The 13,216-nt window shown below is 62.9% G+C and carries 13 protein-coding genes; 5 read left to right on the top strand and 8 right to left on the bottom strand.

Going from position 1 to position 13,216, the window contains the following annotated elements; genetic code table 11:
• Nucleotides 1-7 precede the first annotated feature (7 nt).
• Nucleotides 8-1,354: a cytochrome c gene (locus tag FH041_RS05235; RefSeq protein WP_132578706.1), complete on the top strand. Its 1,347-nt coding sequence runs from the start codon at nucleotides 8-10 to the stop codon at nucleotides 1,352-1,354.
• A 31-nt stretch (nucleotides 1,355-1,385) separates the two neighbouring features.
• On the opposite strand, the gene FH041_RS05230 is transcribed toward FH041_RS05235, so the two are convergent.
• Nucleotides 1,386-2,162, bottom strand: coding sequence for an ABC transporter substrate-binding protein (locus FH041_RS05230; RefSeq protein ID WP_110607206.1), 777 nt, complete (start codon nucleotides 2,160-2,162; stop codon nucleotides 1,386-1,388).
• 69 nt (nucleotides 2,163-2,231) lie between these two features.
• Nucleotides 2,232-2,549, bottom strand: coding sequence for a hypothetical protein (locus tag FH041_RS05225; RefSeq protein WP_027914842.1), 318 nt, complete (start codon nucleotides 2,547-2,549; stop codon nucleotides 2,232-2,234).
• A gap of 311 nt (nucleotides 2,550-2,860) precedes the next feature.
• Between FH041_RS05225 and FH041_RS05220 the strand changes: the two genes are divergently transcribed.
• Together FH041_RS05220 and FH041_RS05215 are read left to right on the top strand one after the other, a co-directional pair.
• Nucleotides 2,861-4,606, top strand: a complete 1,746-nt coding sequence (locus FH041_RS05220) for a BCCT family transporter (RefSeq protein ID WP_028686362.1) — start codon at nucleotides 2,861-2,863, stop codon at nucleotides 4,604-4,606.
• Nucleotides 4,607-5,072: 466 nt separating this feature from the next.
• Complete coding sequence (locus FH041_RS05215; RefSeq protein WP_027914840.1) at nucleotides 5,073-5,723, top strand: TIGR04211 family SH3 domain-containing protein; 651 nt, start codon at nucleotides 5,073-5,075, stop codon at nucleotides 5,721-5,723.
• A 158-nt stretch (nucleotides 5,724-5,881) separates the two neighbouring features.
• Here FH041_RS05215 and FH041_RS05210 read toward each other — a convergent pair whose 3' ends face one another.
• A complete protein-coding gene (locus FH041_RS05210; RefSeq protein ID WP_028686363.1) occupies nucleotides 5,882-6,763 on the bottom strand; it encodes a LysR family transcriptional regulator in 882 nt (293 codons plus the stop codon).
• A 133-nt stretch (nucleotides 6,764-6,896) separates the two neighbouring features.
• Here FH041_RS05210 and argC point away from each other — a divergent pair, with 133 nt between their 5' ends.
• Nucleotides 6,897-7,856 (top strand): N-acetyl-gamma-glutamyl-phosphate reductase, encoded by a 960-nt coding sequence (argC, locus tag FH041_RS05205; RefSeq protein ID WP_104926278.1) that lies wholly within the window; start codon nucleotides 6,897-6,899, stop codon nucleotides 7,854-7,856.
• Nucleotides 7,857-7,917: 61 nt separating this feature from the next.
• Nucleotides 7,918-8,604, top strand: coding sequence for a GNAT family N-acetyltransferase (locus FH041_RS05200; RefSeq protein ID WP_027914837.1), 687 nt, complete (start codon nucleotides 7,918-7,920; stop codon nucleotides 8,602-8,604).
• Between the two features lie 50 nt (nucleotides 8,605-8,654).
• Here the strand turns inward: FH041_RS05200 and FH041_RS05195 are convergent, their stop codons facing one another.
• The 5 genes from FH041_RS05195 to FH041_RS05175 form a co-directional block, all read right to left on the bottom strand.
• Nucleotides 8,655-9,410: an ABC transporter permease gene (locus tag FH041_RS05195; protein ID WP_027914836.1), complete on the bottom strand. Its 756-nt coding sequence runs from the start codon at nucleotides 9,408-9,410 to the stop codon at nucleotides 8,655-8,657.
• Nucleotides 9,410-10,615 carry an ABC transporter substrate-binding protein gene (locus FH041_RS05190; RefSeq protein ID WP_140174235.1) on the bottom strand — a complete coding sequence of 402 codons (1,206 nt, stop codon included), beginning with the start codon at nucleotides 10,613-10,615 and terminating at the stop codon, nucleotides 9,410-9,412. The genes FH041_RS05195 and FH041_RS05190 overlap by 1 nt, the downstream gene beginning before the upstream one ends.
• Nucleotides 10,602-11,423 carry an ABC transporter ATP-binding protein gene (locus FH041_RS05185; RefSeq protein ID WP_028686367.1) on the bottom strand — a complete coding sequence of 274 codons (822 nt, stop codon included), beginning with the start codon at nucleotides 11,421-11,423 and terminating at the stop codon, nucleotides 10,602-10,604. The genes FH041_RS05190 and FH041_RS05185 overlap by 14 nt, the downstream gene beginning before the upstream one ends.
• Entirely contained in the window at nucleotides 11,420-12,484 is a 1,065-nt protein-coding gene (locus FH041_RS05180; protein WP_140174234.1) for an acyl-CoA dehydrogenase family protein, read from the bottom strand. Before FH041_RS05180 ends, FH041_RS05185 begins: the two co-directional genes overlap by 4 nt.
• Nucleotides 12,485-12,583: 99 nt before the next feature.
• The gene (locus FH041_RS05175; protein ID WP_023535132.1) at nucleotides 12,584-13,147 is read right to left on the bottom strand and encodes a carboxymuconolactone decarboxylase family protein; all 564 of its coding nucleotides are present in this window, start codon (nucleotides 13,145-13,147) and stop codon (nucleotides 12,584-12,586) included.
• Nucleotides 13,148-13,216: the final 69 nt, after the last annotated feature.

The following is a 13,216-nucleotide window of genomic DNA, read 5'->3' as shown; positions in this document are numbered from 1 at the left end:
CGCCGCCATGAACCCTCGTACTGCTAGAACCCTCGGCTGGCTGTTGCTGCCCTGCGCGGTCGTCGCTGGCTTGGCCGGTTGGTACGTCACCCGAGAACCTGCCTCGCCGTTCGCTGATGAGCAGGCACGCGCCACCGACGACCTGGCATTGATCCGACGCGGGGAATACGTCGCACGGCTGGGCGATTGCGTCGCCTGCCACAGCGTGCCTGATAACCCGCCCATGGCAGGTGGGCTCGAAATGGCAACGCCGCTTGGCACGATCCACGCCACCAACATCACCCCTGACAAAGAAACAGGCATCGGCGCCTACTCGCTGGCCGATTTCGACCGGGCCGTGCGCCACGGTGTGGCGCCTGGTGGCCGCCGCCTTTACCCCGCCATGCCCTACCCCTCCTATGCCAAACTCAGCGACGATGACGTACGAGCGCTGTACGCATTCTTCATGCGCAGTGTTCAGCCAGCACGGCAGCCGAACAAGCCTGTCGACATACCCTGGCCATTGAACCTGCGCTGGCCCATTGCCCTGTGGAACGGAGCCTTCGCCCCTGCCAGCCCGTACTTGGCGAAGAACGACAAGAACACACTGTGGAATCGCGGCGCCTACATCGTGCAGGGACCGGGGCACTGCGGCAGTTGCCATACCCCCCGCGGCCTGGCCTTCAATGAAAAAGCCTTTGATGACTCGGGCACGGCGTACCTCGCAGGCGCCTTGCTCGATGGCTGGTACGCGCCAAGTTTGCGCAATGATCCCAACACCGGCCTCGGGCGCTGGAACGAGACTGAGGTGGTGCAGTTTCTCAAGACCGGTCGCAATCGACATGCCGTGGTCTTCGGCTCGATGACCGAGGCATTCAACAACTCTACGCAGTTCATGACCGATGGCGATCTACAGGCCATCGCCCATTACCTCAAGGCGCTGCCCGGCGACCCATCCCGTGATGGCAAACCCTGGCAGTATCAGCCCGAGCCCACACTCGCGCAGCTGGAGCGCCCAGGCGTACGCACTTACATGGCACGCTGCGCCACCTGCCACGGCATGGATGGCAAGGGCCAGGGCGAGTGGATGCCGCCCCTGGCTGGTGCCACTTCCTTGCTCGCCAAGGAGGCTGCCTCGGCCATCAACATCACCCTGAACGGGTCGCAGCGGGCCGTGGCCGATGGCAGGCCCGATGCCTACCGCATGCCCGCCATGCGTGCACAGTTGAGCGATCAGGAAATAGCAGAGGTGTTGAGCTATACCCGAAGTGCCTGGGGTAACCACGGCAACGCCGTGAAAGCGGCGGCCGTGGCCAAGCTGCGCAACGATACCGACCCTGCCAGCCCCAGCCCGATCATCCTGCAAATGCGCTGAGGCATGCCACGCCGTCGAGCACGGGAAAGCCTTAGCGGCTGCGTTCCAGGTTGAGTCTGAGCAACTGCTGCGGTACATCCTGCGCGTTGAGCTGCTGCATCGCCCGGCCCAAGGCTTCGCGCAGCGCCGGCTGGTTGCACGGCGAAGCCTTTGACAGGGCCAGGTACAGGCCTTCGCTGGAGACAGGCGGCTGCAGGATCAGCACCTGCTGGTCAATGCCCAAGGTGCGCGCCAGGGCCATGCCCGGGTACTGCTCATAGATCACATAGTCACTGCGCCCGTGCATCAGCTTTTCGAAAGCCTGCCTGGCGCTGGGCACCGCTTCGAGCATCAGGTGCTGCCTGGCATAGGCATCGAACTGTTGACCGTGACTGTTATTGACCAGCGTTCCGCCCTTGAGGCCCTGCAGATCCGACCATTGCCCGTAGGCGAAGCCATGCCCCTGACGAGCCCAGATCACGCTCGGCGTGTAGAGAAATGCTGGCAGAATGTAGTCCATCTGCTGCCGGCGAGCGTCGGTGATGAAGTAGCCGGCCATCAAGTCGATCCTGCCGGTGCGAACCTCTTCCTGGGCTCTGGACCAAGGGCCTACATAGAGGACGTCGATTTCCAGGCCAAGGCTGTTGGCCAGGTGGGTGACCAGATCGGCATTGGCCCCAACCAGGTGTTGCGGGTCGAGGGGGTCATGCCAAAGGTAAGGTGGGTATTCCGGATTTCCGGTAGCGGTCAGGCGTTTACACGGCTCGGCAGCCATTGCCAACGATGGCAACAGCCCGAGGCACAACAGGCCAACCAAACCCTTGATCATGCAAGAACTCCGGCAGACGACGCTGTGATTCCTCGTTCCCTGCGCTGGGCGCTGGACGTAAAACCTGCTTCAGGCGGTCAGCTCTACCCGCGCGCGCTCACCGGCCCGCTGGAACACCTCGCGCACCTCGTCGGCTTTGGCCTTGGTAACCGACTTGCCGCTCAGCAGTTCGTCGACCACACGCAGGCCTTGCTCGACGGCAGTGGCTAATTGGTCCGCATCGGAGGCGTCGGCGATATCACCCAGATAAGGCGCGATGAGGTAGACATAGCGATCCTGCAGTTTCAGTGTCTCCAGGGCGTCGAGTGCCTGCTGGAAGCGATCGGCAGCGGCGGGGCTCATGCTCAATTTATCGAAATGAATCAGGCTCACACGATCAGTGGCCATGTTGACGAATCTCCGTTTCCTGATGCGGCCCAGGCCACGAGCAGCAGCGTGTCCACGCTACTCGGACAAGCAGGCCCGGGTAATGTCGATCAGGTTAACAGAACACGACACAGAAAGGGTCATCCGCCCAGGAACTAAAAGTGACCAGCAGGTCGCGCAATGGAAGCCCCAGGGCGCAACCGGGACAGGCAGCGGGATTTGGTGCGCAGGATAATCGCCCGGCAAACCACCCTGCCGAGAACGCCACCACGCGCTCGCCCCTACAACAACAAGCCTGTTTCAGCAGGCACGTCACACAGGGCTTCAACTTCATGGCAAAGGAACACTTCGCAGAGACACCCGATCTTGGCGTGACCGATCCCTCCAAAACGGACGAAGCCCGACAGGATAGGCGCCTGGAGGGCAAGCTCGACTGGGTCGTGTTCGGTTTCACCAGCCTGCTGGCCATCGCGTTCGTGCTGTGGGGTTTCCTCAACCAAGTCAATTTGGCTAGCAGCGCGTCCAGTGCGCAGTCGTGGGTCATTCTCAACTTCGGCTGGTTCTTCGTGCTGACCTCGACTGTGTTCGTCGTGTTCGTACTGTGGTTGGCTGCCAGTCGTTATGGTCGTGTGCCGCTGGGCAGGGACGGGGAACTGCCCGAATTTCGAACGGTGTCGTGGGTGGCGATGATGTTCAGCGCCGGCATGGGCATCGGCCTGATGTTCTTCGGCGTGGCCGAGCCGTTATCGCACTACGTTTCCCCGCCGCCGGGCTCGACCACTGGTCAGTCGAGCGAAGCGATGCAGGTGGCCATGGCCACCACCCTGTTTCACTGGACGCTGCACCCTTGGGCAATGTATGCCATCGTCGGGCTCGCCATCGCCTATGGCACTTTTCGGCGCGGCCGCTCCCAACTGATATCCGCAGCCTTCAGGCCCTTGATCGGCAAGCACGCCAATGGCCCGCTCGGCCGGCTGATCGACATGATGGCAATCTTTGCCACGCTGTTCGGCTCGGCCGCATCGCTGGGGCTTGGGGCGCTGCAAATTGCAGGTGGCCTTGAATACAACGGCTGGATCGAGCACCCCGGCAAGCTGTTCTACATCGCACTGATCACCGTGCTGACCATCGCCTTCGTCACCTCAGCTGTGTCGGGCATCGGCAAGGGTATCCAGTGGCTGTCCAATACCAACATGGTGCTTGCACTTGTGCTCGCCGTGTTCGTGTTTCTGGTCGGGCCTACCCTGCTGATGCTCAACCTGCTGCCGACATCGATCGGTATCTACATCAAGATGCTGCCGGAAATGATGGCGCGCACCAATGCCAGCGGCGGCGAACCGATGAACGCCTGGCTGGCCGGCTGGACGGTGTTCTACTGGGCATGGTGGATCTCCTGGACGCCTTTCGTCGGCATGTTCATCGCCCGTATCAGCCGTGGCCGCACCATTCGCCAATTCGTCACCGGGGTACTGCTGGTGCCAAGCCTGGTCAGCCTGGTGTGGTTCACCATCTTCGGCGGAGCGGCCATCGACGCCTTGCGCGAAGGCGCCTTCGTGCTGGCTAACGGTGCCGTCAACAGCAACCATGCGCTGTACCAATTGCTCGCCAGTTACCCTTTGGCCTCCGCCACTGCGGTGCTGGTGATGATCCTGGTCGGTATCTTCTTCGTATCCGGTGCCGACGCAGCATCACTGGTCATGGGGACGCTGTCCGAACATGGCACCACCTCCCCTTCACGACGCACGGTGATTTTCTGGGGAGCGCTCACCGGCACGGTCGCAGCCATCATGCTGGCCATCGGTGATCCCAGCGCGCCGGACAAAGCCCTGACCGGGCTGCAAAACCTGACCATCGTGGTGGCCCTGCCCTTCGTACTGGTCATGGTGCTGCTGTGTCTGGCGCTTTATCGCGACCTGCGCAAGGACCCCATGATGCTGCGCCACCTTCGCGGTACCGAGCTGATCGAAAAAGCTGTGTTGTATGGCGCCGTCAAGCATGGCGAAGAGTTCTACATCGTCGTTCAGGAAAAGAAAGCCTCGGTGAAAGCTGTTGCAACCAAAGAGCTGACCGAATCATGAGGTCGCCAGATCGGGCGCTCTGATGCCTACCCGCGAAACTGGTAAAAGTGCCAGTTTCGCAGCCCCAGCGACCGACGCAATATCGTCAACGCCTTCCAGCCGAATGAGCGCAGCGCTCATGAATGACCTTCAGCAAGGTAGAGTCGCCTGGTTCGATGCCGACCAGGGTTTGGCTGCAGCCAGGGAACGAACGGCATCAGTTTTCCATTCCAGGGGCGACGCCTGCTAGACCCAGGCAGGCCCCATTGCCGCGCTCAGGTTTACCAATCGAACCGGTGTACAGAAAGAATGCCTGGTTGACCCTGACCCGCACCTCATCCATTTGCGCAACATGTTGAAGACTTTTCGCGACGCCAACGGTGAACCAGCTTACAAAAAAACGGTCTTTGGCTGACGGTTCACTACCCGACCGGTTCGCGGCCCATTCATCGGCCTACATTTGTCCAGCTTCAGCGAAGACCCCAAAATGCCCGACTCCCGCCTAACTGCCTTTGCCCTCCCTGCCCTGCGCGGCGGTCTGCTTGCCAGCGCCCTGGCGCTCGTCACGCCCGCGCACGCCGAGACGCCAGCCAGCGATGCCCGCTGGGTCAGTGACAGCCTCAGCACCTACGTACGCAGTGGTCCGACAGACGGCCACCGTATCGTCGGTACGCTGAAGTCCGGGCAGCCGCTGACGCTGATCGGTACCCAGGGCAACTACAGCCAGGTCCGTGGACAAAACGGTGATGTGGTGTGGATCCTCTCCAGTGATCTGCAGTCAGTGCCTGGCCAGAATGAGCGCTTGCCTGAGCTCGATGCCAAGGTGGCCGAATTGACAGGGCAATTGAAGACCATCGATGACAGCTGGAAGAACCGGGTGCAGGGCATGCAGGAAACCCTGGATTCGCGCAAGCAACTGGTCGACGAACTCCAGGCGCGCAACAAGGACTTGAACGAGCAACTGGACCAGAGCCAGTCGAACCTTCGCGATGCCCAGGCGCGCCTGGGTGACGAGAACAAGCAGGTGATGATGCGCTACATGGTGTATGGCGGCAGCATCGCAGGGGCGGGCTTGTTGGTCGGTCTCATTCTACCGGCCTTGACCCGTGGGCGGAAAAAGAGCGATCGCTGGTTCTAAGGCTTGTATTGACGATTCGGGCTGAACGCCTGGGGCTGCGGCGCAGCCCATCGCGGCCCCGCCTGCTTAGCCCATGGCGCAGATACTTGCGCCCTGCCCGTTTTCGGCATTGCTCAACCCGTCATCCCCAGCATTGACCGCTGCTGCGCCTGCCCACGCTACTGACTCAGCCGCTCCAATGCCTGAAGCACATAGTGAGTAGCCTTATCCTGCCTGGCGTCCCGGCAGGCGATCCCCAACTGCCGCCACAACCCAGGCCTCAAGGGTCGACAGACCAGACGTGGGTCTGCCTCCGTTACCTCACCCTCCTGCGGCAGCAACGTGGCACCGTACCCGGCACTCACCAGGCGCTTGATCGCGTCGTTGTAGTTCAGTTCGATGCGTGGCTGTGGGTGCAGCCCGGCAGCTGCGAACCATTCGGAGCAGACCCGCGACAACTGCGTGCTGCTGTCATTGAGGATCAAAGGGCGCTCGGCCAACCACTGAGGCGTGACAGCTGCCGGCGGCTGCCAGTCAGCCGGCATGTAAGCCAGGATGGGGTCTCGGCGCCAAGCAGTGACCGCCAGGCCCTTGCCCGCCACTTGTGGCAAGGCCACCAGGCCGATGTCCAGCAGCCCTTCACGCAACTGCACCAGGGACGCCTGGGAAGTGAGGACCTGCACCTGCACATCGATGCCCGGGTGATCAATGCGCAGGTGCTCAAGCGCCTCGGGCAGCAGGTGCGCGATGGCCCCTGTCGATGCGCCAAGCCGCACACGCCCTGTCAGGCCTTGCACTTGATTGCGCACCTCATCCAGGGCCAGTTCGGCATCGGCAAGCAGGCGCCTGGCGCGCACCAGAAGGGTTTCGCCAATGGCTGTCGGCCGAACCTGGCCGCGTGTGCGGGTCAGCAGCGAAGCGCCCACCCGCGACTCCAGCTCGGCCACGTGCAGGCTGATGGTGGGGGGTGCCAGATTGAGCTGACGGGCTGCCGCCGCGAAAGACCCTAGCTGACTGATCACCACCAGCGTCCGCAGGCGGTCAAGGCTTATTTCACGCACAGTGCCACGGTTTCCTTGAGCTAAACGTCGAAAGGTTCAGAATAGCTGAACGTCCCGGTCATGAAATGTAAATTTTCTTTACGTCTGGCTTGAGCGACGCTGGTGTCCGACCTACTGGCTTGGACACGTGAACATGCATCTACCTCTTGTCTTCATCGATGGCGATCAAGGCACCACCGGGCTGCAAATCCATGCCCGCCTGCACGATCGCAAGGACCTGCGCCTGCTGACACTTGCCGACGCCCAGCGCAAGGACCTCAAGTGCCGCAGCGAGGCCATCAACCGTGCCGACATCGCCATCCTCTGTTTGCCCGATGACGCTGCACGCGAAGCGGTGAGCGTGATCGACAATCCCGGGGTGCGGGTGATCGATGCCAGCTCAGCCCACCGTACCGCGCCAGGTTGGACCTACGGTTTCGCCGAACTGAATCGTGACCAGGCTACGCATATCGGCCAAAGTACCCGGGTCAGCAACCCTGGCTGCTACCCGACGGGCGCGATCGCACTGCTCGGCCCCTTGATCGCGGCAGGCTTGGTACCTGCCGACTACCCGCTGGCCATCCATGCCATCTCGGGCTATTCCGGCGGCGGGCGCGCAGCGGTGCAGCAGCATGAGCAGCAGGACAATAGCGACGCCTCGGCCGTGCTCATGTACGGGCTGGACCTGGCGCACAAGCATGTGCCCGAGATCCAGGTCCACGCCGGCCTATCGGCCCGTCCCATGTTCATGCCCGCCTATGGCGCCTATCGCCAGGGCATCATCCTCAGCATCGCCCTGCACCTGCGCTTGCTGCCCGGCCGGGTCAGCGCGCAGCAGTTGCAGGCGTGTCTGGAGCAGCACTACCAAGGCGCGCGCCACGTGAAGGTGATGCCGCTGCAAACCCAGGGCACAGCCGAGCGGCTCGACCCCCAGGCGCTCAACGGGACCGATGATCTGCGCCTGGCCCTGTACGCCAACCCCTCGCACGGCCAGGTGCTGTTGACCGCCGTCTTCGACAACTTGGGCAAAGGGGCTGCCGGGGCTGCCGTGCAGAACCTGGACTTGATGCTCGACGCCCTGCGCGCCGAAGGCGATAACGGCAAAAACGGGTAGACTGTACAGCCCGCGCACTCATGCTGCGGGCTGTATTCCATTCGCCGGAGCCTGTTTGCCGATGTACATCCTGAGCCGCCTGTCCAGCGTGCCGCCCGAGTCGTTCCAGAACCAGATCCGGGAACTGGTCATCCACGAGGTGGGTGAGCTGAGTAGTGTCGCCATCACGCCTGACAACCCGTTATACCCGTTGTACCAATACGGTGTAGGCATGGAGGTACACCAGTACCTGCAAGCACTCGATGGCACCCGCGGGCTGCGCGTTGCCCTGACGCTGGCGCTCGATGCCGATGCCCCGGATCAGTTACTGGGCTTCGCTCTGGCATTGCCCGCCGACAACGACGACCAGGCCTGCGCCCTGGCTTTTCTCGCTGTAGCGCCCACGTACCGCCGCAAGGGGGTCGCGCGCGCCTTGCTGGCCGACCTGCAGGCTCAGTACAGGTACATCGAGTTGAATGCCTTTGCCCATCAGGTGCCGTGGTTCGAAGTCATGGGCATGCAAGCCGTCTCGGCCAACGGCCCACAGGTACTGATGAGCAGTACCGGTCAGGGCGGTGATGCGCTGATCGGGCGCCTGGACATCGCGCCCATCTACCAGACGACCGAAGTCATGCAAATCCACACCTATCTGCTGAACCAGCACGGCGAGGACGCCATGATCGAGGCCGAACAGCGTCGGGACGAGCGTCTGGATGAACTAGCCCTTCAGGCTCAAGCCTGTGTGCAGCAACGCCTGACGGTACATTGATCCCCCTGCTCCTGCTCCTGCGCCTGTGACACGGCGCAGGTTGCCCACACTCAGGCATGCACCCAACGGCGATGCAGACCACGGGCCAGCGCATCCAGGGCAAAGCCCAACACCCCGATCAGCAGCACCATGGCCATCAGCTCTGAATAGGCCAGACGGTCGCGTGTATCGAGAATGAAGTATCCCAGGCCTGCGCTCACCCCGAGCATCTCGCAGGGCACCAGCACGATCCACAGAATGCCGATGGCCAGCCGTACGCCTGTGAGCACGTGCCCGATCACACCAGGGACGATCACCTTGCACAAGGTTTCCCAGCGGGTGGCGCTCAGGCTTCGGCTCAGCTGCAGCCAGCGCGGGTCCAGTTGTCTTACACCGGCAGCGGTATTGAGCAGGATCGGCCACAGCGCTGCGAACGCCAGCAGGAAGTAGATAGGTTGGTCGCCCACCCCCATCAGCATCACCACGACCGGCATCCACGACAGCGGCGAGATCATGCGCAGAAACTGAAAAGCAGGTGTAGTCGCCGCCTCCAGGTGCCGGTAGCTGCCCACCAACAGCCCAAGGGGCACGCCTATCAGCAGTGCCAGCACTAACCCGATCAGGATTCGTTTGAGGCTGACCCAGATGTGACCGTACACCTCGCCTTGCCCAAGCAGCTCGATCAGGCTGGTAAAGGTGGCTGAGGGCGAGAAGCGTGCCGACAGACCATCGGGCTGGCCGAAGGCTGCCACCCCCGCCCACCAGACCAGCAGCAACCCCAGCAATCCGGCCAGCCCCAGGCTGGCATGTACCACGTGCTTGCGCATCAGACCGCGAACTCCTCGCTGCGCTCGAAGCTGTCGCCAATACCGAAGACCGAAGGGCCACCGACGCTGGCGATGGCGTTGCGCACAAAACGGTCGTCGACCAGATCACCGGCCACGTGGGCCGGGTCCAGGTCGGCGAGGAACGCGTTGTTGCCTTCGATCAGGGTGCGCTTGAGCCGGGAAACGAGCTCTTGGGTGTAGCTGGGGTACGGGTACGGCTGGAAATCGATGCGTTTCTCATCCCACTGCTGGTGCTGTATGGCGCCAGTGGCAATGTAGTCGGCACGGTCGCTGGCAGCGGGTGCCAACACCTTGGTCAACACCGCGGGATCGTGCGGGGTGTACTTGTTAGGGCCTGACTTGGACAGCAAGGCAGCCGCCTCTGCCCGGTGTTCGCGGGTCCATTGCTGGGCCTTGACGATGGCGTTGACCACCTTCTGCGACCAGTCCGGCCGGTTGTTCAGGTCGTGCTCGTGCATGAACACCACGCAGCAGGCATGGTTGCGCCAGACGTCTGCGGTGAAGCGCTGCACGCGACCGACCTTGAGGTTTTCGGCCAAGGCGTTGAACGGCTCGGCGACGATGTAGCCGGCGATGCGCTTGCTGGCCAGCGCTGGGGGCATGTCAGAGGGAGGCAGCACCAGCAGGTTGACTTCGTTGGCGGCGAGCGCTGCTGTGGCAGGCTTGGACACGGCGGTCAGGCCGCTGTCGGCGAGCATCTGTTGCAGCACCACGTTATGGATCGAGTACCAGAACGGAATGGCCACGGTCTTGCCACCGAGCTGTTTCATGTCGGTGATGTCCGGCGCTACCGTCAGCCCCGAACCGCCCACGTGGTTCCAGGCCACCACTTTGGCCGGCACCTTGCTTGCGTAACGCGCCCAAACCGTCATCGGTGACAACAGGTGAATGACGTTGACCTGCCCAGAAATGAACGCTTCGATCACCTGTGCCCAGCTGCGCAGCAACACGGGCCGTTCGGCCTTGATGCCTTCGGCTTCGAACAGGCCATTGTTATGCGCCACCAGCAACGGGGTGGCATCGGTGATAGGTAGATAACCGATGCGCACAGGCGCATCGGGTTCTGCGGCGGCGCGCGCCTGCAGGCTGGACAGCAGCGGCAAGGCGCCAGCTGCGGTCAGCAGTGCGCTCATCTTGAGAAAATCGCGACGCGAAGAAGCGCCGCAGCAGTCATCCATGCACATGGACAGCCTCCGAGGGCAACGGGGTGGGTTGAGGTTCGTTTGTGCGGCTTGCCCGCCGAAGGGTTTTGAGAATCTCGATGCGCAAAGCGCCCAATGCCTCGACCTGCTGCGTCCGGGGTTGCAGCAGGTCGACGCGCCATTGCCCGAGCGTGTGCGCTGGGTGGTCGCCCAGTAGCAATACGCGGTCGGACAACAGCAGGGCTTCGTCGATGTCGTGCGTGATCAGGACCGCCGCGGTGTTGTGCGTGGCGATCAATTGCAGCAGCAGTTGCTGCATGTCGGCGCGGGTCACCTCGTCCAGCGCGCCGAATGGCTCGTCGAGCAGCAGCACTTCAGGTTGGCGCGCCAGGCAACGGGCCAATGCCGTGCGCTGGGCCATGCCGCCGGAGAGCTGGGCCGGGTACTGGTTGCGCGCATGCTCCAGGCCCACGGCGGCAATGGCATGGTCGACGCGTGCCCGACGCTCGTCTGCGGCAAGCGCTGGCTGGCGAGCGAAGTCCAGGCCGAAGGCAACGTTCTTTTCCAGGCTCAGCCAAGGCAGCAGGCTTGGATCCTGAAAGGCCACTGCCAGGCGCGGATGCGGACCCTGCAGTGGCTGGCCGTGCAACATCACATGCCCACCCTGGGGTTGCTGAAGGCCGGCCAGCACGCGCAGCAGGCTGGACTTGCCGACCCCGCTGGGGCCCAGGATGCTCACCACCTCGCCTGGGGCCAGTTGCAGATCGAACTGCGCCAGTACCTGCTGCCAGCCCTCGGCACGGGGGTAACCCAGGCTGATGCCCTGGGCTTGTAGCACCACGCGGGTCATGCCGATGCTGCCTGGCGGTGAAGTTCAGCGCGCAGTTGCACCAGGCTGGGGGTGACGATGGGCACGAAGGCCGACTCACGCCAGCGCCGAGCGAAGCCTTCGCCGTACTCGCACAGGTAAGCTTTGCCGCCGCTTGCCTGAAGCTCAAGCTGCACGGCATCGGCAGCGCACTCGGCCAGGGTGATGCGCAATTTGAACAGCGCTGCCGGTTGCTCCTTAAAGCGCTCATCAAGCAGCCCCTGCTTGAGCTCGCTCACGGTGTTCTCCAGGCGAGCACTGAGTACCTGCCTGGCTTCATCCAGGAACGAAGCGCGCCCGTGCAGGTGACCCTGGACTTCCTCCAGCGCCCTGCGCGCCAGGCCGATGGCCATGCCGCATTGCAGCCCCAGGAAAGCCGGCCGCACCCGCGGTAGGAATTCACGTGCGTTATCGTGCAGCAACCAGTCACGCGGCAGCTGCACCTGGTGAAAGGCCAGCGCAGCGGTGTTACTCGACTGCAAGCCCATCAGTTGCAGGTCGTCTGAGCGCTCAAGACCTTGAGCATCGGACGGAATGGCCAGCACGAAGGGGGCGCCACCGCCTTCATCTTCGATAGCCGCGGCGACAACGAAGCCGCTCTTGCGCAGGTTGGTCACCCAGTGCAACCGCCCTTCCAGGTCCCAGCCATCCTCCAGAGGCCTACCGCGCACCTGCAGTGTCTCGATACCCGAAAGAAACTTCATGGCGTTGGACAAACCCGTAGCGCCGGCCAGTTCACCGCTCAGCAGTGCAGGCAGTAGCCGTTGGCGCAGCCCGGCATTGGGGCTCTGCAGCAGGTACTCGATGAAGGCCCGCTGCCCCCAGCAAACGAAGGCCGTCGCCAGTGAACGGCTGGCAATGGCTGCGATGGCCTCCACGGCATCGGTGATCTGACCACCTGAACCACCCAGGGCAGGGTCAATGCCAACGCGCAGCAGCTGCGACTGGGCGATCTGCGACAGCACCCGTTGCGGCTCGCACTGGCCTCGGTCGATGGCTTCGGCATTGGCATCCAGCCACTGTCCAAATGCGCACTCTTGCATGTGTTCTTGCTCCTTTTGAAACGCCGCGGCCGCCTGGCGACCCGTCCACGGCCAATGGCCGCTCCTGCACCGACCGCCGTGCGGCGGGTTGCCTGCGCCTTATGCAGACGGCTGTTGCCAGCGGTACTTACCCAACTCATCGTTGAGCGGCGTCTGGGCGAACACATTAGCAAAGTTGCACAGGGTTGCGAGGCTGACGCCCAGAATCACTTCCAGCGCATTGCCCTCGGTGAAGCCGGCGTCACGAAAAGCCTGGTAGGTTGCCGGGCTCACGTCGCCGCGGGTAGCGATGACTTCGCGGGCAAACGCCGCCAGGGTTTCATAACGCGCGTCGGGAAGCTCACCGCGCGCGCGCAGGGCGTCGACCACTTCATGGGGCAGCTTGGCTTTATTCAGGGCCACTGCGGTATGGCCCGCCACGCAGAAGTCGCAACCGTGCTGGGTGGCGGCGATCAACTGCACCACTTCGCGCTCGGCCAAGGTCAGCTCCGACTTACCGTTCAACGCCGAAACGGTGACATAGGTCTCCAGCGCTGCTGGCGCATTGGCCAAGACACGCAGCAGGTTGGGGATGAAGCCCGAGTTCTTCTGGGCGTTTTCAAGAAACGGCTTGGCCGCCTCTGGTGCGGTCTGCAGGTCGTGTAGGGTAATGCGCGAGGACATGGGGTAATCTCCTTTGCCGTGTATCAGTACAGTCTGTTGGTTATAAGAAGTACGCTCCATATTCATCAG

Source organism: Pseudomonas sp. SWI7, from assembly GCF_006351945.1.
In the GTDB taxonomy this organism is placed as follows: domain Bacteria; phylum Pseudomonadota; class Gammaproteobacteria; order Pseudomonadales; family Pseudomonadaceae; genus Aquipseudomonas; species Aquipseudomonas fulva.
The sequence above is the reverse complement of the archived record's forward strand: the minus strand, read 5'-3'. Positions and strand labels throughout refer to the sequence as shown.